The sequence below is a fragment of the Pseudoalteromonas sp. S1612 genome, assembly GCF_005887175.1.
GTDB classification, from domain to species: Bacteria; Pseudomonadota; Gammaproteobacteria; order Enterobacterales; family Alteromonadaceae; genus Pseudoalteromonas; species Pseudoalteromonas undina.
This window is the reverse complement of sequence record NZ_PNDH01000019.1, coordinates 130,310-146,255: the sequence shown is the minus strand read 5'-3', so window position 1 is coordinate 146,255 and position 15,946 is coordinate 130,310. Positions and strand designations below refer to the sequence as shown.

Here is a 15,946-nt window from a genome sequence, read left to right as displayed (position 1 = left end):
GCCCACAGGCTGACCCGATGCTTCTGCCCGTGCGGAGAGATGGCAGAGTGGTCGAATGCACCGGTCTTGAAAACCGGCAGGGGTTTATAGCCCCTCTAGGGTTCAAATCCCTATCTCTCCACCATTATCAGATAAGCCCGCGATTTGCGGGCTTTTTTGTGCCTCATATTCGCTATACCTTTTTAAAAACCAAGCATATTCAGTTAAAAAATACGACCATAGTCTCTATTTATAAGCTTTGGCTCTTAGTGCATGCTTAGAAATTAAAGATTTATGTTTTTGTTAAGGATCTTACAATGAAACATCAACTCGCAAAAAGTGTCGCACTTTCATTATTATCTCCCGTTATTATTGGCAGTATGTTGGGGATTTACTACGCATTGACTATGCGTGGTGACGCTGTTTCTATTTTTTTAGGACTATTAATGACCGCTATTGCTAACGCGCACATAGTGGGTTTAACTATGGCCGCGTTTGTAGTGCCGGGTTATTTACTTATGTTTAAGTATTCTAAGGTAAATTATTCTGGAGTATTAACACTGGGCTTGCTGGGTGGCGCTATTTTTAGTTATCTTTTGAGCGCCACTACAGGCGAGATCTTTTTAATCAATAGTGTGATGTCAGGGTTTGCCGCTGGACTGTTTTTATTCGGCCTGCGTAAATCGGTACAAAGTTAATTGCGGAATATTTAATCAAGTGTGTCGTAAAACCATGTAATTTCCTTTTTTTTACCCGCAAAAGGTTTCAATTTTTAGTGACAAAGAGTACCTTTAGCTACTGTATGTTTAATAAGAAGTAGTTTGGTATGCAAAAGCACGATTTTTACCAGTCATTAGTTAAGCAAACTGAATCGCTGATAGGCGGTGAATCAAACATAATTGCCAATATGGCAAATATAAGCGCGCTGTTATTTACCTCTTTAGAAGATGTGAATTGGGCGGGCTTTTATTTTATGGATTCACCATCAGAATTGGTACTTGGTCCATTTCAAGGCAATCCAGCTTGTATTCGTATTCCAGTAGGAAAAGGGGTATGTGGCACTGCTGCGGCGACCGAGCAAACCCAATTAATTTCAGATGTGCATGCTTTTGACGGTCATATAGCCTGTGATGCAGCATCAAATTCTGAGATAGTTGTACCTATCATGAAAAATGGATCTGTATTTGCGGTACTAGACATAGATAGCCCAAGTATTGGCCGATTTGATACTGATGACCAAGCAGGGCTTGAAGCACTTGTAAAATGCTTAGAGGCTAGCCTGTAATGAAAGACTTGCTAAATGTTCAAGACTACCTTTTTGCCGTTCAAGATGTTGGTGATTGGGAAGGGGATGAAGAACATGTAGCGGAAACGCTCAATGATTTGATTCACATGGCATGGGATCGTCTACCTGATGATTTAGACTGTGATTCAATTGATGAAATTATAAATGGTATTTGGGAACATTTACGTGGTGATATGGCTGTGATTGAAGCTGACTTTGAAGAGTTAGCTGATTGGTGTATCCACTATGTTGATTCTGCCCTTGATGAAAAGATGTGATTAAATAGGTCCTAAAATGGAAACCACAAACAAGCTAAAAGATATTAATGAAGTATTGGAGTTCTTATATCAAGAATTTCCACAATGTTTTAAACAAAAAGAGGGCATTCAGCCGCTTAAAGTAGGTATTTTTAAAGATATCGCTGAGCGTATTGAAGGCTCTGAAAAAGTTAGTAAGACACAAGTTCGTCAAGCACTTAGGAAATACACATCTAACTGGCGCTACCTTGAAGCGGTTACTAAATCTGAATTTAGAATCGATCTTGACGGAAATCAAGGCGAAAAAGTTGAGCAAGAGCATATTGACCACGCACAAAAAGCGTTGGAAGAAAGCCGTGCTAAAATGGCAAAGCGTAAAAAGCAGCAACGCCCTCGTCAAGATTCAGAAGCAAAATCTTTCAAAAAGAAACCAGCTAACGCGGCTAAAAATTCATCGGCTGCAGCAAAGCCTGCAAAAGCCGCTGCGCCTAAGCGTTCAGGAAAAGTTGAACCTTTACCAGCAGGCGAGGTCAAGGTTAATAACAAGGTTAAAGTTAAACTTGGCCAAGCACTTGTTAATGCAGTAATCACTGAAGTAAACAAAGACGATGTTCACGTTGAATTAGTGACCGGTATGCAAGTAAAAACCAAAGCCGACAGCTTATACATCATTTAAGTTGCGAAAAAAATTAAGGAGTTGTGTATGAGTAAAAAGTTTACGCTCATTCCGTTAGTTGCTGCGCTGTTTTCAGGTTCATTATTGGCTGCAGTAGAGCCGGTAACATTAGAAGACTTACCTTTGCTCAAGCAAGAAAGTCAGCACGGTACAGCCAGTAAACGAGTGGCTAATCTATTTACTCGTTCGCATTACACACCTGTTCGATTTAACGATGAGCTTTCAAGTAAAGTGTTTGATCGTTACATCGAATCCCTTGATTTTAATAAAAGCGTGTTTTTGAAAAGCGATATTGACTCTTTTGAGCAATATCGTGAGCGTTTCGATAACGCACTTATTAGCGGCAAGTTAGGCTTTACATTTGATATTTTCAACTTAAGCCTTAAACGTCGTTTTGAACGTTACGAATTTTCGCTTTCACTACTTGAAAATGAAATGACGTTCGACACTGAAGATGAATATTTTTATGACCGTGAAGATGCTCCATGGGCGACCACGCAAGCTGAATTAGATGAAATTTGGCGCGAGCGAGTAAAATATGATGCATTACGGTTAAAAATGACAGGTAAAGATTGGCCTGGCATAAAAGACGTTTTAACCAAGCGTTATAAAAATGCAGAGAAGCGTCTTGTACAATCAAAATCTGAAGATGCATTTCAAATTGTAATGAATTCACTTGCACGTAGTATTGAAGCACATACTTCATACTTATCTCCACGTCGTGCAGAACAGTTCAAAATGGATATGGATCTTGAGCTTGAAGGGATTGGTGCAGTATTAACGCCTGATGAAGACTACACGGTAATTCGTAGTTTAGTGCCTGGAGGCCCGGCAGACAAATCTGAGCAAATTAAAGCCGATGACCGCATTATTGGTGTGGCTCAAGATGGCGAAGAGTTTGTTGATGTAATTGGCTGGCGTTTAGATGATGTGGTTGATTTAATAAAAGGTCCTAAGGGTACTAAAGTGCGTTTGCAATACCTAAAGGGTGCAGATGCTCACGGTACGCCAAAAGTGGTTGAAATTACCCGTGATAAAATTCGTCTAGAAGACAGAGCTGCCAAATCAGAAGTATTTGAAGCCAGTTATTCTGATTTAACCAGCAAAATTGGTGTAATAGAAATCCCTGGTTTTTACAATAACTTATCTAAAGATGTAAAAGTTGAGTTGGCTAAACTCAAAGAACAAAACGTAGACGGAATTATTATTGATTTACGTCAAAATGGCGGCGGTTCATTATATGAAGCTACGCAGTTATCAGGTTTGTTTTTTGATCAAGGTCCAGTAGTACAAATTCATACTTTAAACAACCGTATTGAAGAACAAAAAGACCGTGACGGCATTACTTATTATGATGGCCCACTCACAGTGCTTGTTGATAGATACAGCGCATCCGCGTCTGAAATTTTTGCCGCAGCTATGCAAGATTATGGCCGCGCCGTTATCATTGGTGAGCAAACCTTTGGTAAAGGGACCGTGCAGCAGCATAAAGGTTTAGCGCGTGCTTATGACTTATACGATAATCCATTAGGTAGTGTGCAATATACAATTGCAAAATTTTACCGCATTAATGGTGGTAGTACACAGCATAAAGGGGTGATCCCAGATATTACTTTCCCATCAGCCATTGACCCTGCTGAGTGGGGGGAAAGTAAGCAAGATAATGCACTACCATGGGATAGCATAGTACAAGCGAAGTATAAGCAAATAGGGCGTTTAAACCCTGTTATAAATGTGCTTGAAAAACAGCACAATGAGCGAATTAAAACTGAACCTGAATTTAATTATGTGTTTGAGGATATCGCTCGTTACAACGAAGAAAAAGATCGTAAAACAATTTCTTTAGTCGAGAAAAAGCGCATTAAAGAAAAAGAAGAAAATGAAGCGCGAGCACTAGCACGCACTAACGAGCGTTTAAAGCGTTTAGGCAAACAACCTGTTGAAAACTTGGATGATGTGCCTGAGGTGATTGAAGAGCTTGACCCGTTTCTTGAAGAAGCAGCTCTTATTACGCAAGATTATATCAAATATGGTCGCGTAGCTAAGCGCTAAATTCAGCTTCACTTTGTAAAAAAAAGGCGCCTAGGCGCCTTTTTTACTATCGATAATTTGCTAAATTGTTATAATCGCGGATTACCAAAAGTTGAGCTAGATCAATAGTGCTCAATAAATGCGCGTACGTGCTAATAAAAATAATCAACATGCATCGAATGTGTGTAGGAGTCTATATTTTGAAGCCAATTGAAGAAAAACCACTAAAAAGTGCCTCGTTTTTTGATGCACTCATCCCAATTGCTGTATTAATTTGTTTATTAGGTGCCGCTGTGTACTTATTTGGTGATGACTCATCGTCAGGTCCCAATCAAATTGCCTTGTTGTTTGCAACATTCGCTGCGGCGTTAATTGGTTTAAAAAATGGCTACACATGGAAGAAATTAGAAGATGCAATGATTGAGGGGATCACCTTATCTCTTAGTGCGATTTTAATCTTACTCATGGTAGGGGCATTAATCGGAACTTGGCTATTATCAGGAACCGTTCCGACATTAATTTATTACGGTCTACAAATTATCAATCCCAGCTGGTTTTACGCCGCGAGTTGTTTAATTTGTGGCATTGTAGCAATGAGTATTGGTAGTTCATGGACTACAGCAGCAACTATAGGTGTTGCGTTACTCGGTGTTGCTTCAGGACTGGGTTTAGAGCCGACAGTTACCGCGGGTGCTGTAATATCAGGCGCTTATTTTGGCGATAAGCTTAGTCCATTATCTGAAACAACCAATTTAGCTCCAGCGGTTGCTGGTGCAGATTTGTTTGAACATATTCATCATATGCTTTGGACTACAGTACCTAGCTTTGTAATTGCATTAATCATCTTTGTTTTCATGGGCTTTAACGCGACAGCAGCGGGGGAGGCTGGTCAAATAGACCAAATAACTGCAATTCTTCAGCAAAACTTTAACATTGGCTTAGAAATGTTGGTGCCGTTAATTGTATTACTCGTACTTGCTATTCGAAAAATGCCAGCGTTTCCTGCCATTTCTATTGGTGCTGTCATTGGCGCGGTGTGGGCTATGCTATTTCAATCGGACTTAATTGCTAGCCAAATAGACATGACTCAGGGTGAGTTTGTCGGTTACTTTAAACTGGTTTGGACCACCTTTTTTGATGGCTTTACGATTAACACGGGCGATGCGAAAATGGACTCGTTACTGAGCGGCGGCGGTATGTCTGGCATGCTAACAACCACATGGTTGATCATGACAGCACTGATGTTTGGTGCGATTATGGAAAAAACGGGTCTACTTGATATATTTGTTAAAAGTATTCTAAAAATAGCAAAAAGCACTGGCTCTCTTATCGCCTCCACTATTGCAACGTGTATTGGTACCAATGTTATTGCTGCCGATCAGTATATTGCCATTGTGGTACCTGGGCGGATGTTTAAAGAAGAATACAAAAAGCGTGGCTTAAAGCCTGTTAACTTATCACGTACTCTAGAAGATGGCGGTACAATTACTAGCCCACTGATACCGTGGAATACGTGTGGTGCGTATATGCAAAGTGTTTTATTAATCAATCCGTTTGACTATGCGCTTTATGCTTTCTTTAACCTTATAAATCCTTTCTTAGCCGTGATTTACGCTTACTTAGGAATTAAGATACTACGTATTAAACCTAAACAAACGGCTTAATTTAAGTAGCTCCTTTTATCACTAAAAGGGGCTATTTTTTTGGAGTGAACATGACTGAACTACAAAAACCTCAAGCAGAATACCTAAAAGACTACCAAGCCCCCCATTTTTCAATCGAACACACTGAGCTGACGTTTGATTTACAGCCATTACAAACTCAGGTAAATGCTTTATTAACACTTAAGCGCGTTGGCGATTCAAATGCGCCACTGGTATTAGATGGCATAGACTTAACTTTGATCTCATTGTCGGTAGAGGGTGAGGAGCTTACAGATTATAAAATTATAAATCAGCAATTAATCATTAATAATCTACCTGATGAGTGTCAGCTAAGTATAGTGACGCAAACATCACCGCAAACCAATACTTCACTTGAGGGGTTGTACTTATCGGGCGGGGCTTACTGTACCCAATGTGAAGCGCAAGGGTTTAGAAAAATAACCTACTATATGGACCGTCCTGATGTCCTTTCTACTTTTGATGTCACTATAATTGCAGATACAATATTCCCACATTTACTTTCAAATGGTAATCAAGTTGATAGCGGTGAAACGCAAGATGGACGCCATTTTGTAAAATGGCAAGACCCATTCAAAAAGCCTAGCTATTTGTTTGCATTAGTAGCTGGGGACTTTGATGTTTTACACGACAAATACACAACACGTAGTGGTAAAGACGTCACCTTAGCGTTATTTGTTGATAAAGGGAATTTACCAAAAACAGAGCATGCCATGACGTCGCTTAAAAAAGCGATGGCTTGGGATGAAGCTCGCTTTAATTTAGAGTACGACCTTGATATTTACATGATTGTTGCCGTTGATTTTTTCAATATGGGAGCAATGGAAAATAAAGGCTTAAATATTTTCAACAGTAAATGTGTGTTGGCAAATCAAGAAACGGCAACCGATAAAGATTACCACACCATTGAGTCTATTGTTGGCCATGAGTACTTTCATAACTGGACCGGAAATCGTGTAACTTGTCGTGACTGGTTTCAATTGTCTTTAAAAGAAGGCTTGACGGTATTTCGAGATCAAGAATTTAGTAGTGATTTAGGCTCTCGTGCGCTTAATAGAATTGATGCTGTAAAAGTGATGCGTACTCATCAGTTTAGTGAAGATGCAGGCCCTATGGCTCATCCGATACGTCCAGAAAAAGTGATTGAAATGAATAACTTTTACACTGTGACTGTATATGACAAAGGGGCAGAAGTAATTCGCATGATGCATACCCTTTTAGGTGAGCAAAACTTTCAAAAAGGCATGGCTTTGTACTTTGAACGCCATGATGGGCAAGCGGTGACGTGTGATGATTTTGTTGCAGCAATGAGTGATGCATCATCCATTGATTTATCACAATTTAAGCGTTGGTATAATCATTGTGGTACGCCTCGCCTAAACGTAACTAAAAAGTATGATGAAGCTTCGCAAATATTCTCGCTTACCGTAGAGCAGCTTACGCCAGCGAACCAGCCTGATAATGCAATGTTACATATCCCTTTTGCTATTGAGCTTTTAGACTCTCAGGGGCAAAGTATTACATTGCAATACCAAGGAAAACAGCTTGATAATGTGTTGGATGTAACTAATAGCTCGCAAACATTTTACTTTGATAATATTCACAGTAATCCAACCGCTGTATTGCTCGAAGATTTTTCAGCCCCATGTATTTTAAATCAATCTATTAGTGAAGCGGATTTACTGCATATTATGCGTTTTGCGCGTAGCGATTTTTCACGCTGGGATGCACAACAGCAGTTATTTATTAACGCTCTTAAAGCCAATGTTACTTCAGCAAGTAAAACTCCATTGAGTGAGGAGGTGGTTGATGCACTTCGCACATTGCTATCTCAACGTGAGGGTGATTTAGCATTGATTGCTGAACTGTTGAAGTTACCAAGTTTTGATACCTTAGCTGCTGAATTTGAAATAATACCGGTAGATCAGATAACGGCAAACATTGAGTTATTTGAACAGCAAATAGCCACACAATTGCACAGTGAGTTTTTAAGTTGTTACCAGGCAATCATTGATGATGGTAGTGTGAGTGCCCAAGCGGTTGCAATACGTGCGTTGAAACAGCTTTGTCTTCATTACTTGGCAAAAACCGACAGTGTTGATGCGGCAAGTTTAATTGAGCAGGCTGCATCTTCAACAAATATGACCAATGTACTCGGTGCATTAAGCAGTGCGGTTAAAGCAGCTCACCCATTGTCAGATCAATTGCTCGAGCATTTTGACGCTCAATGGCGCCATGATGTATTAGTAATGGATAAGTGGTTTGCTTTGCAAGCAATGAACTCTGCTGAAGATGCTATCGAGAAAATAAAAGCCTTGTACTCGCATCCTTGCTTTGATTTTTCGAATCCAAACCGAGTACGTGCATTAGTGGGCAGCTTTTCTCATTTTAATACGGCACAGTTTCATCGTTTAGATGGCAAGGGCTATACATTACTTGGCGATTTATTGATTAAGCTTAATGCGATTAACCCGCAAAATGCATCTCGAATGTTAACGCCGTTTATGTCATGGCGTCGTTATGACGAAACGCGTGCAACTGCAATGCGAGCACAATTAGAGCGATTAGCTAATTTAGAAGGTTTAAGCGACGACTTATTTGAAAAGGTTGAAAAAGCCTTAAAATAAATCATGATAGAACATTATTTTAGTATGAATTTGAGCTATACAAAGTGCATGGATTATTACCATGGACGGTATAGCTCTATCCAAGTGACAGCTGATAGCGGTAAAACAATTCGTTTTTCCGCTCATTATCTTCGACCTTTTATTTCGAGTTTAGGGATCCGAGGTCGATTTAGACTTATTTTAAGTAATGAAAACAAGTTCATCCGTCTCGAACGAGTAGCCTAGCTATTGTTTTTTATGATATAGATATACACAAATATTGCCTTTTTGTTAATTTCGATTTGTCCTATTGTTAATTTACGTGTATAAATTATCTGGTATGACGTCTTACCAATGCGTAAACGTCAAACAAATAAAAAACTTATAACTGATTGAAGGCGACCATTTGTAATTTGTTTAATTCGCTTCTATCGTTACGATTACACTAAAAACAATAACTTGATCACACAAAAAATACCCGCGACAGGGGGGAACCAAAATGATAAGAAGATCGCTTTTTGTTAAAAATAAAATAGTACTCGGCTTAACAGCTGCGGCTATGGGTTTAACTGCAGCACAGACACAGGCTGCAACATTTGAGGTAGGTGGTTTTGATATCGCCTTCGATTCTACCTTTTCATATGGTCAGAGTATTCGGGTAGAAGACCGAAATTTTGATATGATTGGTAAGAGTAATAATCCATCATTTGATTGGACGGGTTACAACCCAGCACTCAATACGATTTATTCATCCCAAGATGTCTGGGCTCAACCAGGGTCCTACTCAAACAACGGTGACGCGGGCGGTTTAAATTTTGATAGCGGTGAGTCTTTCTCAAAACTATTAAAAGGCACGCATGACTTATCAATAAGTAAAGATAACTACGGCTTATTTACCCGTTTTATGTATTTTTACGATTTTGAATTAATGGACGGCGATCGTGCTTATGTTAATCCAACATCAGGGCAAGGTGTAGACCCTTGTGATGACGATGATACTAAAGAGCAAAGTTGTGCCGACCTTCGTTTACTTGATGCCTACGTATGGGCGAACTTTGATTTAAACGATGGTAATAACCCGCTTTCAATTCGTGTTGGTCAACAAGTAGTAAACTGGGGTGAAAGTACGTTAATTTCTCATGGTATTAACGTTAATCCGGTCGATATAGACCGTTTAAAAGCACCAGGTGCTGAGCTAAAAGAAGCGTTTATTCCGGTTGGTATGTTGTGGGCATCGTTAGGGCTTACAGAAAACATGACCTTAGAAGGTTTTTACCAATACCAGTGGCATGAAACTCGTCTACCGGCAGCAGGGACTTATTTTTCTACCAATGATTTTGCTGCAGAAAACGGTTATCAACAAAACGTACAGCTAGGTTTTACTTCAAATCCTGATATTGATTTAGCATTTTTAACAAATAGTTTAAACAATCTAATGGCAACTTATGGCCAAGTGGCTGCGAGCCAAGGTATTGACCCATCAAGCTCAGCTGGCCAAGAGCTATTGGCAAATATGTACTTAGCGTACCCGACCAAGGTCGCGCTAAAAGGCAAAGGCTACGATGGCAAAACAGAGCCAGATGATGGCGGCCAATATGGTTTACGCTTAGGTATGTTTTTACCCGAGTGGAACGATACAGAAGTGGCACTTTACCATGTAAATTACCATAGCCGTCGTCCACTTATTTCAGGTCGCGTATCTAACTTCACGCAAGCATCAATACAACAAGATTTAGCGATGATTGCTACCACAGAAATTACCTCTGATAACGTATCTGATTTAAAAGCATTTGCTAAAGCAACTAACGAATACCCTGAAGATATTAAACTTTACGGTTTAAGCTTTAACACCTCGCTTGGTGAAACAGCGTTTGCGGGTGAGTTTACTTTTCGTGAAGACGAACCGCTGCAAATCGATGACGTAGAGCTACTTTACGCTGCGATGCCTGAGCAGTTAGCTATTGCTGGTTTACGCCCTGAGTTTGCAGGTATTTCGCAAATGAGTAAAGGTGATGCTGCAAGTGTTGTTGGGCCAGGCGAGTTAGCCAAAGGTTATATCGAACGCAATACGTCACAATTACAGTTTACGGCAACACATCTATTTGGTCCTTCATTAGGCGCTGATAGTTGGGCTGTTGTGGGTGAAATTGGTGGTGTTCGTATTAATAACATGCCCGAGTACGATGAGATCCGTTTAAATGTCTCTGGTACTGGCCGAAGTGGTGTTATTCAGGGGCCTGGTAGTTCAGATTACTCTTCACTACATATGGCATTATCTAATGGACCTGAGCAAAAATCGTTTGCTACGGCTTCATCTTGGGGCTATCGCCTAATTGCTAAAGGTGACTACTTTAACCTTTATAACGGTATTAACTTTTCACCACGTTTTGTATTTTCGCATGATGTAAATGGTAATACGCCGGATCCAATGTTCTTATTCATTGAAGATCGTAAGTCGCTAGGTGCTACCATGAGCTTTAATTACCAAAATGCATGGTCTTTGGATGTAAGTTACAACTCATTTTGGGGTGGTGGCGACACCAACACTTTCTCTGACCGAGATTACGTTTCTTTTAACTTAAAATATTCTATCTAGGGGTAACATTATTATGATTAAAAAACCTACCCTCATTGCTACAGCGTTTTGTAGTTTGTTTGCAAGCCACGCAGCGCTGGCTAAAATTAGCCCAGAAGAAGCTGCGCGCCTTGGTAAAGACTTAAGTCCAATTGGTGCGGAAAAAGCAGCGAATGCTGATGCCTCAATCCCAGCATGGAATGGCGGTATTACTGCTGCTCCAGCAGGTTATGAACCGGGTATGCACCACTTGGACCCTTATGCAACCGATAAAGTATTATTCACTATTGATAAAAGTAATATTGATAAATACAAAGAAAACTTAAGCCCAGGACAAATCGCGTTATTTGAAGCGTACCCAGATACGTTTAAAATGCCAGTGTATGAAACCCGTCGTTCTGCGTCTTTTCCACAATTTGTGTACGATGCAACCAAAAAGTTTGCAACGTCTGCTGAATTAGTTGAAGGCGGAAATGGTATTAAAAGTACAGCTATTGGTATTCCATTTCCAATCCCTAAAACGGGTTTAGAAGCAATTTGGAACCATTTACTTCGTTACCGTGGTCAGTCTATTGAGCGTTTTGGTGGTCAGGCAGCACCGACGGCATCGGGTTCATATAACTATGTTGGTTTTGATGAGCAGTTATTAGTTAAGTATTCAGATCCAAGTGCTACTCCGGCTGAACTACAAGATTCTAATATTTTGTTTAAGTTTAAACAGCAAGTGACAGAGCCAGCCCGTTTGGCAGGGACCGCGTTATTGGTGCATGAAACTATGGACCAAATTTTAACGCCGCGCCAAGCGTGGACGTACAATTCAGGTCAGCGCCGTGTGCGTCGTGCACCTAATGTAGCATACGATGCACCGGGTACAGCAGCAGATAGCTTACGTACAACTGATGACTTTGATATGTTCAATGGCTCGCCAAATCGTTATAACTGGACGCTAAAAGGTAAGCAAGAGCTTTACATCCCATATAATAGCTACAAGCTTCACAGCGACAAGCTAACTTATGATGATATTTTAAAGCCTGGCCATATCAACCCTGAGCATACACGTTACGAAAAACACCGTGTATGGGTTGTTGAAGCAAACTTAAAAGATGACACCCGTCATATTTACAAAAAACGTGTTTTCTACATTGACGAAGACAGTTGGCAAGTTCATGTTACCGATATTTACGATAATCGTGACCAACTTTATCGTGTAGCAATGGCTTATGGTCTTAACTACTATGAAGTACCGACACAGTGGAGTACGCTTGAGGTATACCACGATCTTAATTCACGTCGCTACTTAGCCATTGGTCTAGATAACCAAGAAAAGATGTATGACTTTTCTCAGTCATTTAATGACAATGAGTTTACATCGAGCGCTTTACGTCGCGCTGGCAGATAGTATAAAAGCAGGCACCTAGTTTCCTAGGTGCCTTTTTTCTTTCACATCGCGTTTGTCTATTAACGCACAGGTTTTCCTCTTTATAACAGACAAACAAATCCTCAGTTCAAGGCGAATTTAATTTATGAAGTATTTGGTCTATGCCAGCCTGATCCTAAGCGGTGCGAGTTTTGCACAAGACGCACCTCAAAGTGCGATTAGCGCAATTAATGCAGATAAAACACTCCTTACCGATATTACCCAAACTTCAGCAGGGCTTATTGCTGTAGGTAAACATGGGACGGTCATTAAAAGTATTGATGGTAGCGATTGGCAACAAGCGAAATTGGTACCTACACAAGTATTACTAACAGCGGTTGAATTTACTAATGATTCTAATGGCTGGGCATGTGGACATGACGCCACAATTATTAATACCACCGATGGTGGTGAAAACTGGCAGTTACAACAAGCAAAACCAAGTTTAGATAAACCCTGTTTAGATATTTATTTTAAAGATGACTTAAATGGCTATGCGGTTGGCGCTTACGGTATGTTTTATCAAACAAGTGATGGCGGAAAACATTGGCAAAAACGCTTTTTAGATTCACTGTTATTTAGTGAAGATAGAGCGTACTTAAACGATTTAAAAGAAACCGATCCCGAAGGGTATGAAATAGAAACCTCGTCTATTTTGCCACATTTTAACCGCATAGAACCGACTAGTACGGGTTTAATACTAGTGGGAGAGATGGGCTTAATGGCAAAAAGTGATGACGATGGCCAAACATGGCAACGTTTAGATGAAATTTATCCTGGCTCGTTTTTTGGTTTTGCTTTTGATTCATCGCAACAAATCGTCGCGGGGTTACGTGGTAATATTTTCCTAAATAAAACCGACAGTCAGCACTGGCAGCACTTAGACAATGATAAAACAGCTACTGTAAATAGCATCATTAATTATAATAATAAACAATGGCTATTATTGGCTAATAGCGGTGTTATTTTTCACCTTAAAGATGATGTGTTGTCGTACGAGCAGTTGGCTGATGGTAAAGCGATTCTTGATGGCGTGATTGTTAAAGATAAACTGATCATGGCAACAGAAAACGGCATTAAAGTGAAGGAGTTGACCCCTTAATGCAAGCAATTTTAGATTTTTTAGAAAAAGCGATTTTTAGACACCGCTTAGTGGTGCTCATAAGTTTTGTGTTGATCACCTGTTTATTGGTTTTTAAAGCAACGCAGATTCAGCTTGATGCGTCATTTAATAAAAATATTCCGCTTAACCATGATTATATGAAGGTGTACACCAAACATGAAAAACAGTTTGGCGGCGCTAATAGTATTTTAATTTCAGTATGTGATGACAGTGGTGATATTTTTAACCCTGAATTTTTTACTCAATTAAAAGCTGTGCATGACCAACTTTACTTTATTCCAGGAGTAAATCGTCCTTTAGTAAATTCAATATTTTCACCTAGTGCGCGCTTTGTTGAAGTCGTTGAAGACGGCTTTGCTGGCGGGCCTATTATACCAGCCAACTTTAAAGCCGATAAGCAAGGCTTAGGAATTGTTAAAGAGAACATTGAAAAGGCCAAAGTAGTGGGTCGTATGATAGCAAGCGATTATTCGTGTGCTATGGTCACCGCCCAACTGTTGGAGACTGATCCGCAAACACAAGAAAAATTAGACACTCTCGCTTTTGCAAAAAAATTAGAAAGCGAAATTCGTGAGCCTCTAAGTACCGAAAAGATCAGTATTCATATTATTGGTTTTGCAAAAATGGCCGGCGATATAGCCGAGGGCGCAAAAGGGGTTGTATTATTTTTTGCCATTGCAATTGCGTTTACTTTTGTCATGGTATGGCTATTTTGTGGCAGCTTAAAACTTACTATCTTACCGATTGTGTGTTCAATTATTGCGGTAATTTGGCAGTTAGGATTGCTTTCTAGCTTAGGCTTCGGTCTTGATCCTATGTCTATCTTAGTGCCATTTTTAGTCTTCGCTATTGGTGTAAGCCACGGTGTACAGATGATTAACGCCATTGGTAAAAAGGTTGCTGAGGGTAAGTCTACAGCAATATGTTGCCAATCAAGCTTTAGAGCTTTACTTGTGCCTGGTGGGATTGCGTTGTTATCTGATACGGTTGGCTTTTTAACCCTATTAACCATTGATATCGGTATTATTCGTGAACTTGCTATTACTGCCAGTTTAGGTGTGGCAGTGATTATATTTACTAATCTGATTTTGTTGCCAGTGTGGGCGTCGTATATGCGCTTTGAAAACAGCATCCATATTCAATCAGGTGATGCTAATAAACCGAACATACTCGATGCAATGCGCGATTTGTTGGTTAAAGCAACCGACCCAAAAACAGCAAAAATCATTATTGGTTTCACTCTGGTTTTATTTGCACTGGGCTATTGGCAAGCAGACAAAATGCGTATTGGTGATTTACATGCTGGGGCACCATCATTGCACCAAGATGCACGTTACAACCAAGATACTTTCTTAATATCGGACAAATACACTATTTCTTCGGATATTTTAAAAGTCATTGTGGAAGCATATCCTGCTGCGTGTACCGAGCATGACGTCATGGAGCGTATATCGCGCTTTCAGTATAAGGTTGAAAATTTAGTTGGTGTACAATCAGCGGTCAGCCTAAGCTCAGTGGCACAATCAGTTAATGCCGGTTATAACGAGGGTAATTTAAAGTGGCAAAGTTTGCCGCGCAATTCTGCCAGTTTAGTGCAGTCAACCTCTCGCGTTGAAACCAGCACAGGGTTATTAAACGGTGATTGTTCAGTAATGCCCGTGATTATATTTTTAGATGATCACAAAGCACAAACTATTGATAACGTGATTGCAAAGGTAAAACAATTTGCTGTTGAAGAGGGCACAGACAAGCTTGCTTTCAAATTGGCATCAGGCCCTGTAGGTGTGATGGCTGCAACGAATGAATCTGTTTCAGCTGCACAAATCCCTATGATGATCTATGTTTATGGTGCGGTCATTATTTTATGCTTACTTAGCTTTAAGAGCGTAAAAGCGACTATTGCAGTGGTATTACCCTTGTACATAGTCTCCACTCTTGCGCAAGCACTTATGGTTCAGCTTGAGATTGGTCTAACTGTTTCAACCTTACCAGTAATTGCTTTGGGCGTAGGTATTGGTGTTGATTACGGTATTTATATTTTGTCATCGATGATGGGGCAGTTAAAACAAAACGTGCCATTGAGTATTGCTTATCGTAATGCATTAGTTGAACGTGGTAGTGCGGTGTTATTTACTGGTATTACATTAGCAATTGGTGTTAGTACGTGGATTTTTTCTGATTTGAAGTTTCAAGTTGATATGGGAATTCTGCTTACCTTCATGTTTTTAGTAAATATGTTGGGTGCTGTATTACTTTTACCTGCAATTGGTAGCTTGCTCTGGACCGACCAGAAAAAATAAGGTGAATAAATTTGC

General features: G+C 40.0%; 12 protein-coding genes and 1 tRNA gene. All 13 read left to right on the top strand.

Features of this window, described 5'->3' with window-relative positions:
- Positions 1-33 precede the first annotated feature (33 nt).
- The 13 genes from CWB78_RS08420 (at position 34) to CWB78_RS08360 (ending at position 15,931) form a co-directional block, all read left to right on the top strand.
- A tRNA-Ser gene (locus CWB78_RS08420) sits at positions 34-124 on the top strand.
- A gap of 172 nt (positions 125-296) precedes the next feature.
- Positions 297-677 carry a hypothetical protein gene (locus CWB78_RS08415; RefSeq protein WP_008112036.1) on the top strand — a complete coding sequence of 127 codons (381 nt, stop codon included), beginning with the start codon at positions 297-299 and terminating at the stop codon, positions 675-677.
- Between the two features lie 128 nt (positions 678-805).
- Positions 806-1,264: a free L-methionine (R)-S-oxide reductase MsrC gene (msrC, locus tag CWB78_RS08410; RefSeq protein WP_054201014.1), complete on the top strand. Its 459-nt coding sequence runs from the start codon at positions 806-808 to the stop codon at positions 1,262-1,264.
- A complete protein-coding gene (locus tag CWB78_RS08405) occupies positions 1,264-1,542 on the top strand; it encodes a hypothetical protein (RefSeq protein WP_010390163.1) in 279 nt (92 codons plus the stop codon). The genes msrC and CWB78_RS08405 overlap by 1 nt, the downstream gene beginning before the upstream one ends.
- 16 nt (positions 1,543-1,558) lie before the next feature.
- Positions 1,559-2,197 carry an RNA chaperone ProQ gene (gene proQ, locus CWB78_RS08400; RefSeq protein WP_010390161.1) on the top strand — a complete coding sequence of 213 codons (639 nt, stop codon included), beginning with the start codon at positions 1,559-1,561 and terminating at the stop codon, positions 2,195-2,197.
- 27 nt (positions 2,198-2,224) lie between these two features.
- Positions 2,225-4,249, top strand: a complete 2,025-nt coding sequence (gene prc, locus CWB78_RS08395) for a carboxy terminal-processing peptidase (RefSeq protein ID WP_138569711.1) — start codon at positions 2,225-2,227, stop codon at positions 4,247-4,249.
- 158 nt (positions 4,250-4,407) lie between these two features.
- Positions 4,408-5,892 (top strand): Na+/H+ antiporter NhaC, encoded by a 1,485-nt coding sequence (gene nhaC, locus CWB78_RS08390; protein WP_041709519.1) that lies wholly within the window; start codon positions 4,408-4,410, stop codon positions 5,890-5,892.
- Positions 5,893-5,942: 50 nt separating this feature from the next.
- The gene (gene pepN / locus CWB78_RS08385; RefSeq protein ID WP_138595041.1) at positions 5,943-8,537 is read left to right on the top strand and encodes an aminopeptidase N; all 2,595 of its coding nucleotides are present in this window, start codon (positions 5,943-5,945) and stop codon (positions 8,535-8,537) included.
- Between the two features lie 3 nt (positions 8,538-8,540).
- Positions 8,541-8,762 (top strand): DUF2835 domain-containing protein, encoded by a 222-nt coding sequence (locus CWB78_RS08380; RefSeq protein WP_010390154.1) that lies wholly within the window; start codon positions 8,541-8,543, stop codon positions 8,760-8,762.
- Positions 8,763-9,015: 253 nt separating this feature from the next.
- Positions 9,016-11,112, top strand: coding sequence for a DUF1302 domain-containing protein (locus tag CWB78_RS08375; RefSeq protein ID WP_138595039.1), 2,097 nt, complete (start codon positions 9,016-9,018; stop codon positions 11,110-11,112).
- Between the two features lie 13 nt (positions 11,113-11,125).
- On the top strand, positions 11,126-12,490 hold the full coding sequence (locus CWB78_RS08370; RefSeq protein WP_138595037.1) for a DUF1329 domain-containing protein: 1,365 nt from the start codon (positions 11,126-11,128) through the stop codon (positions 12,488-12,490).
- A gap of 124 nt (positions 12,491-12,614) precedes the next feature.
- Positions 12,615-13,610, top strand: a complete 996-nt coding sequence (locus CWB78_RS08365) for a WD40/YVTN/BNR-like repeat-containing protein (protein WP_138595035.1) — start codon at positions 12,615-12,617, stop codon at positions 13,608-13,610.
- Positions 13,610-15,931, top strand: a complete 2,322-nt coding sequence (locus CWB78_RS08360) for an efflux RND transporter permease subunit (RefSeq protein ID WP_138595033.1) — start codon at positions 13,610-13,612, stop codon at positions 15,929-15,931. Before CWB78_RS08365 ends, CWB78_RS08360 begins: the two co-directional genes overlap by 1 nt.
- The last annotated feature ends 15 nt before the right edge of the window (positions 15,932-15,946 follow it).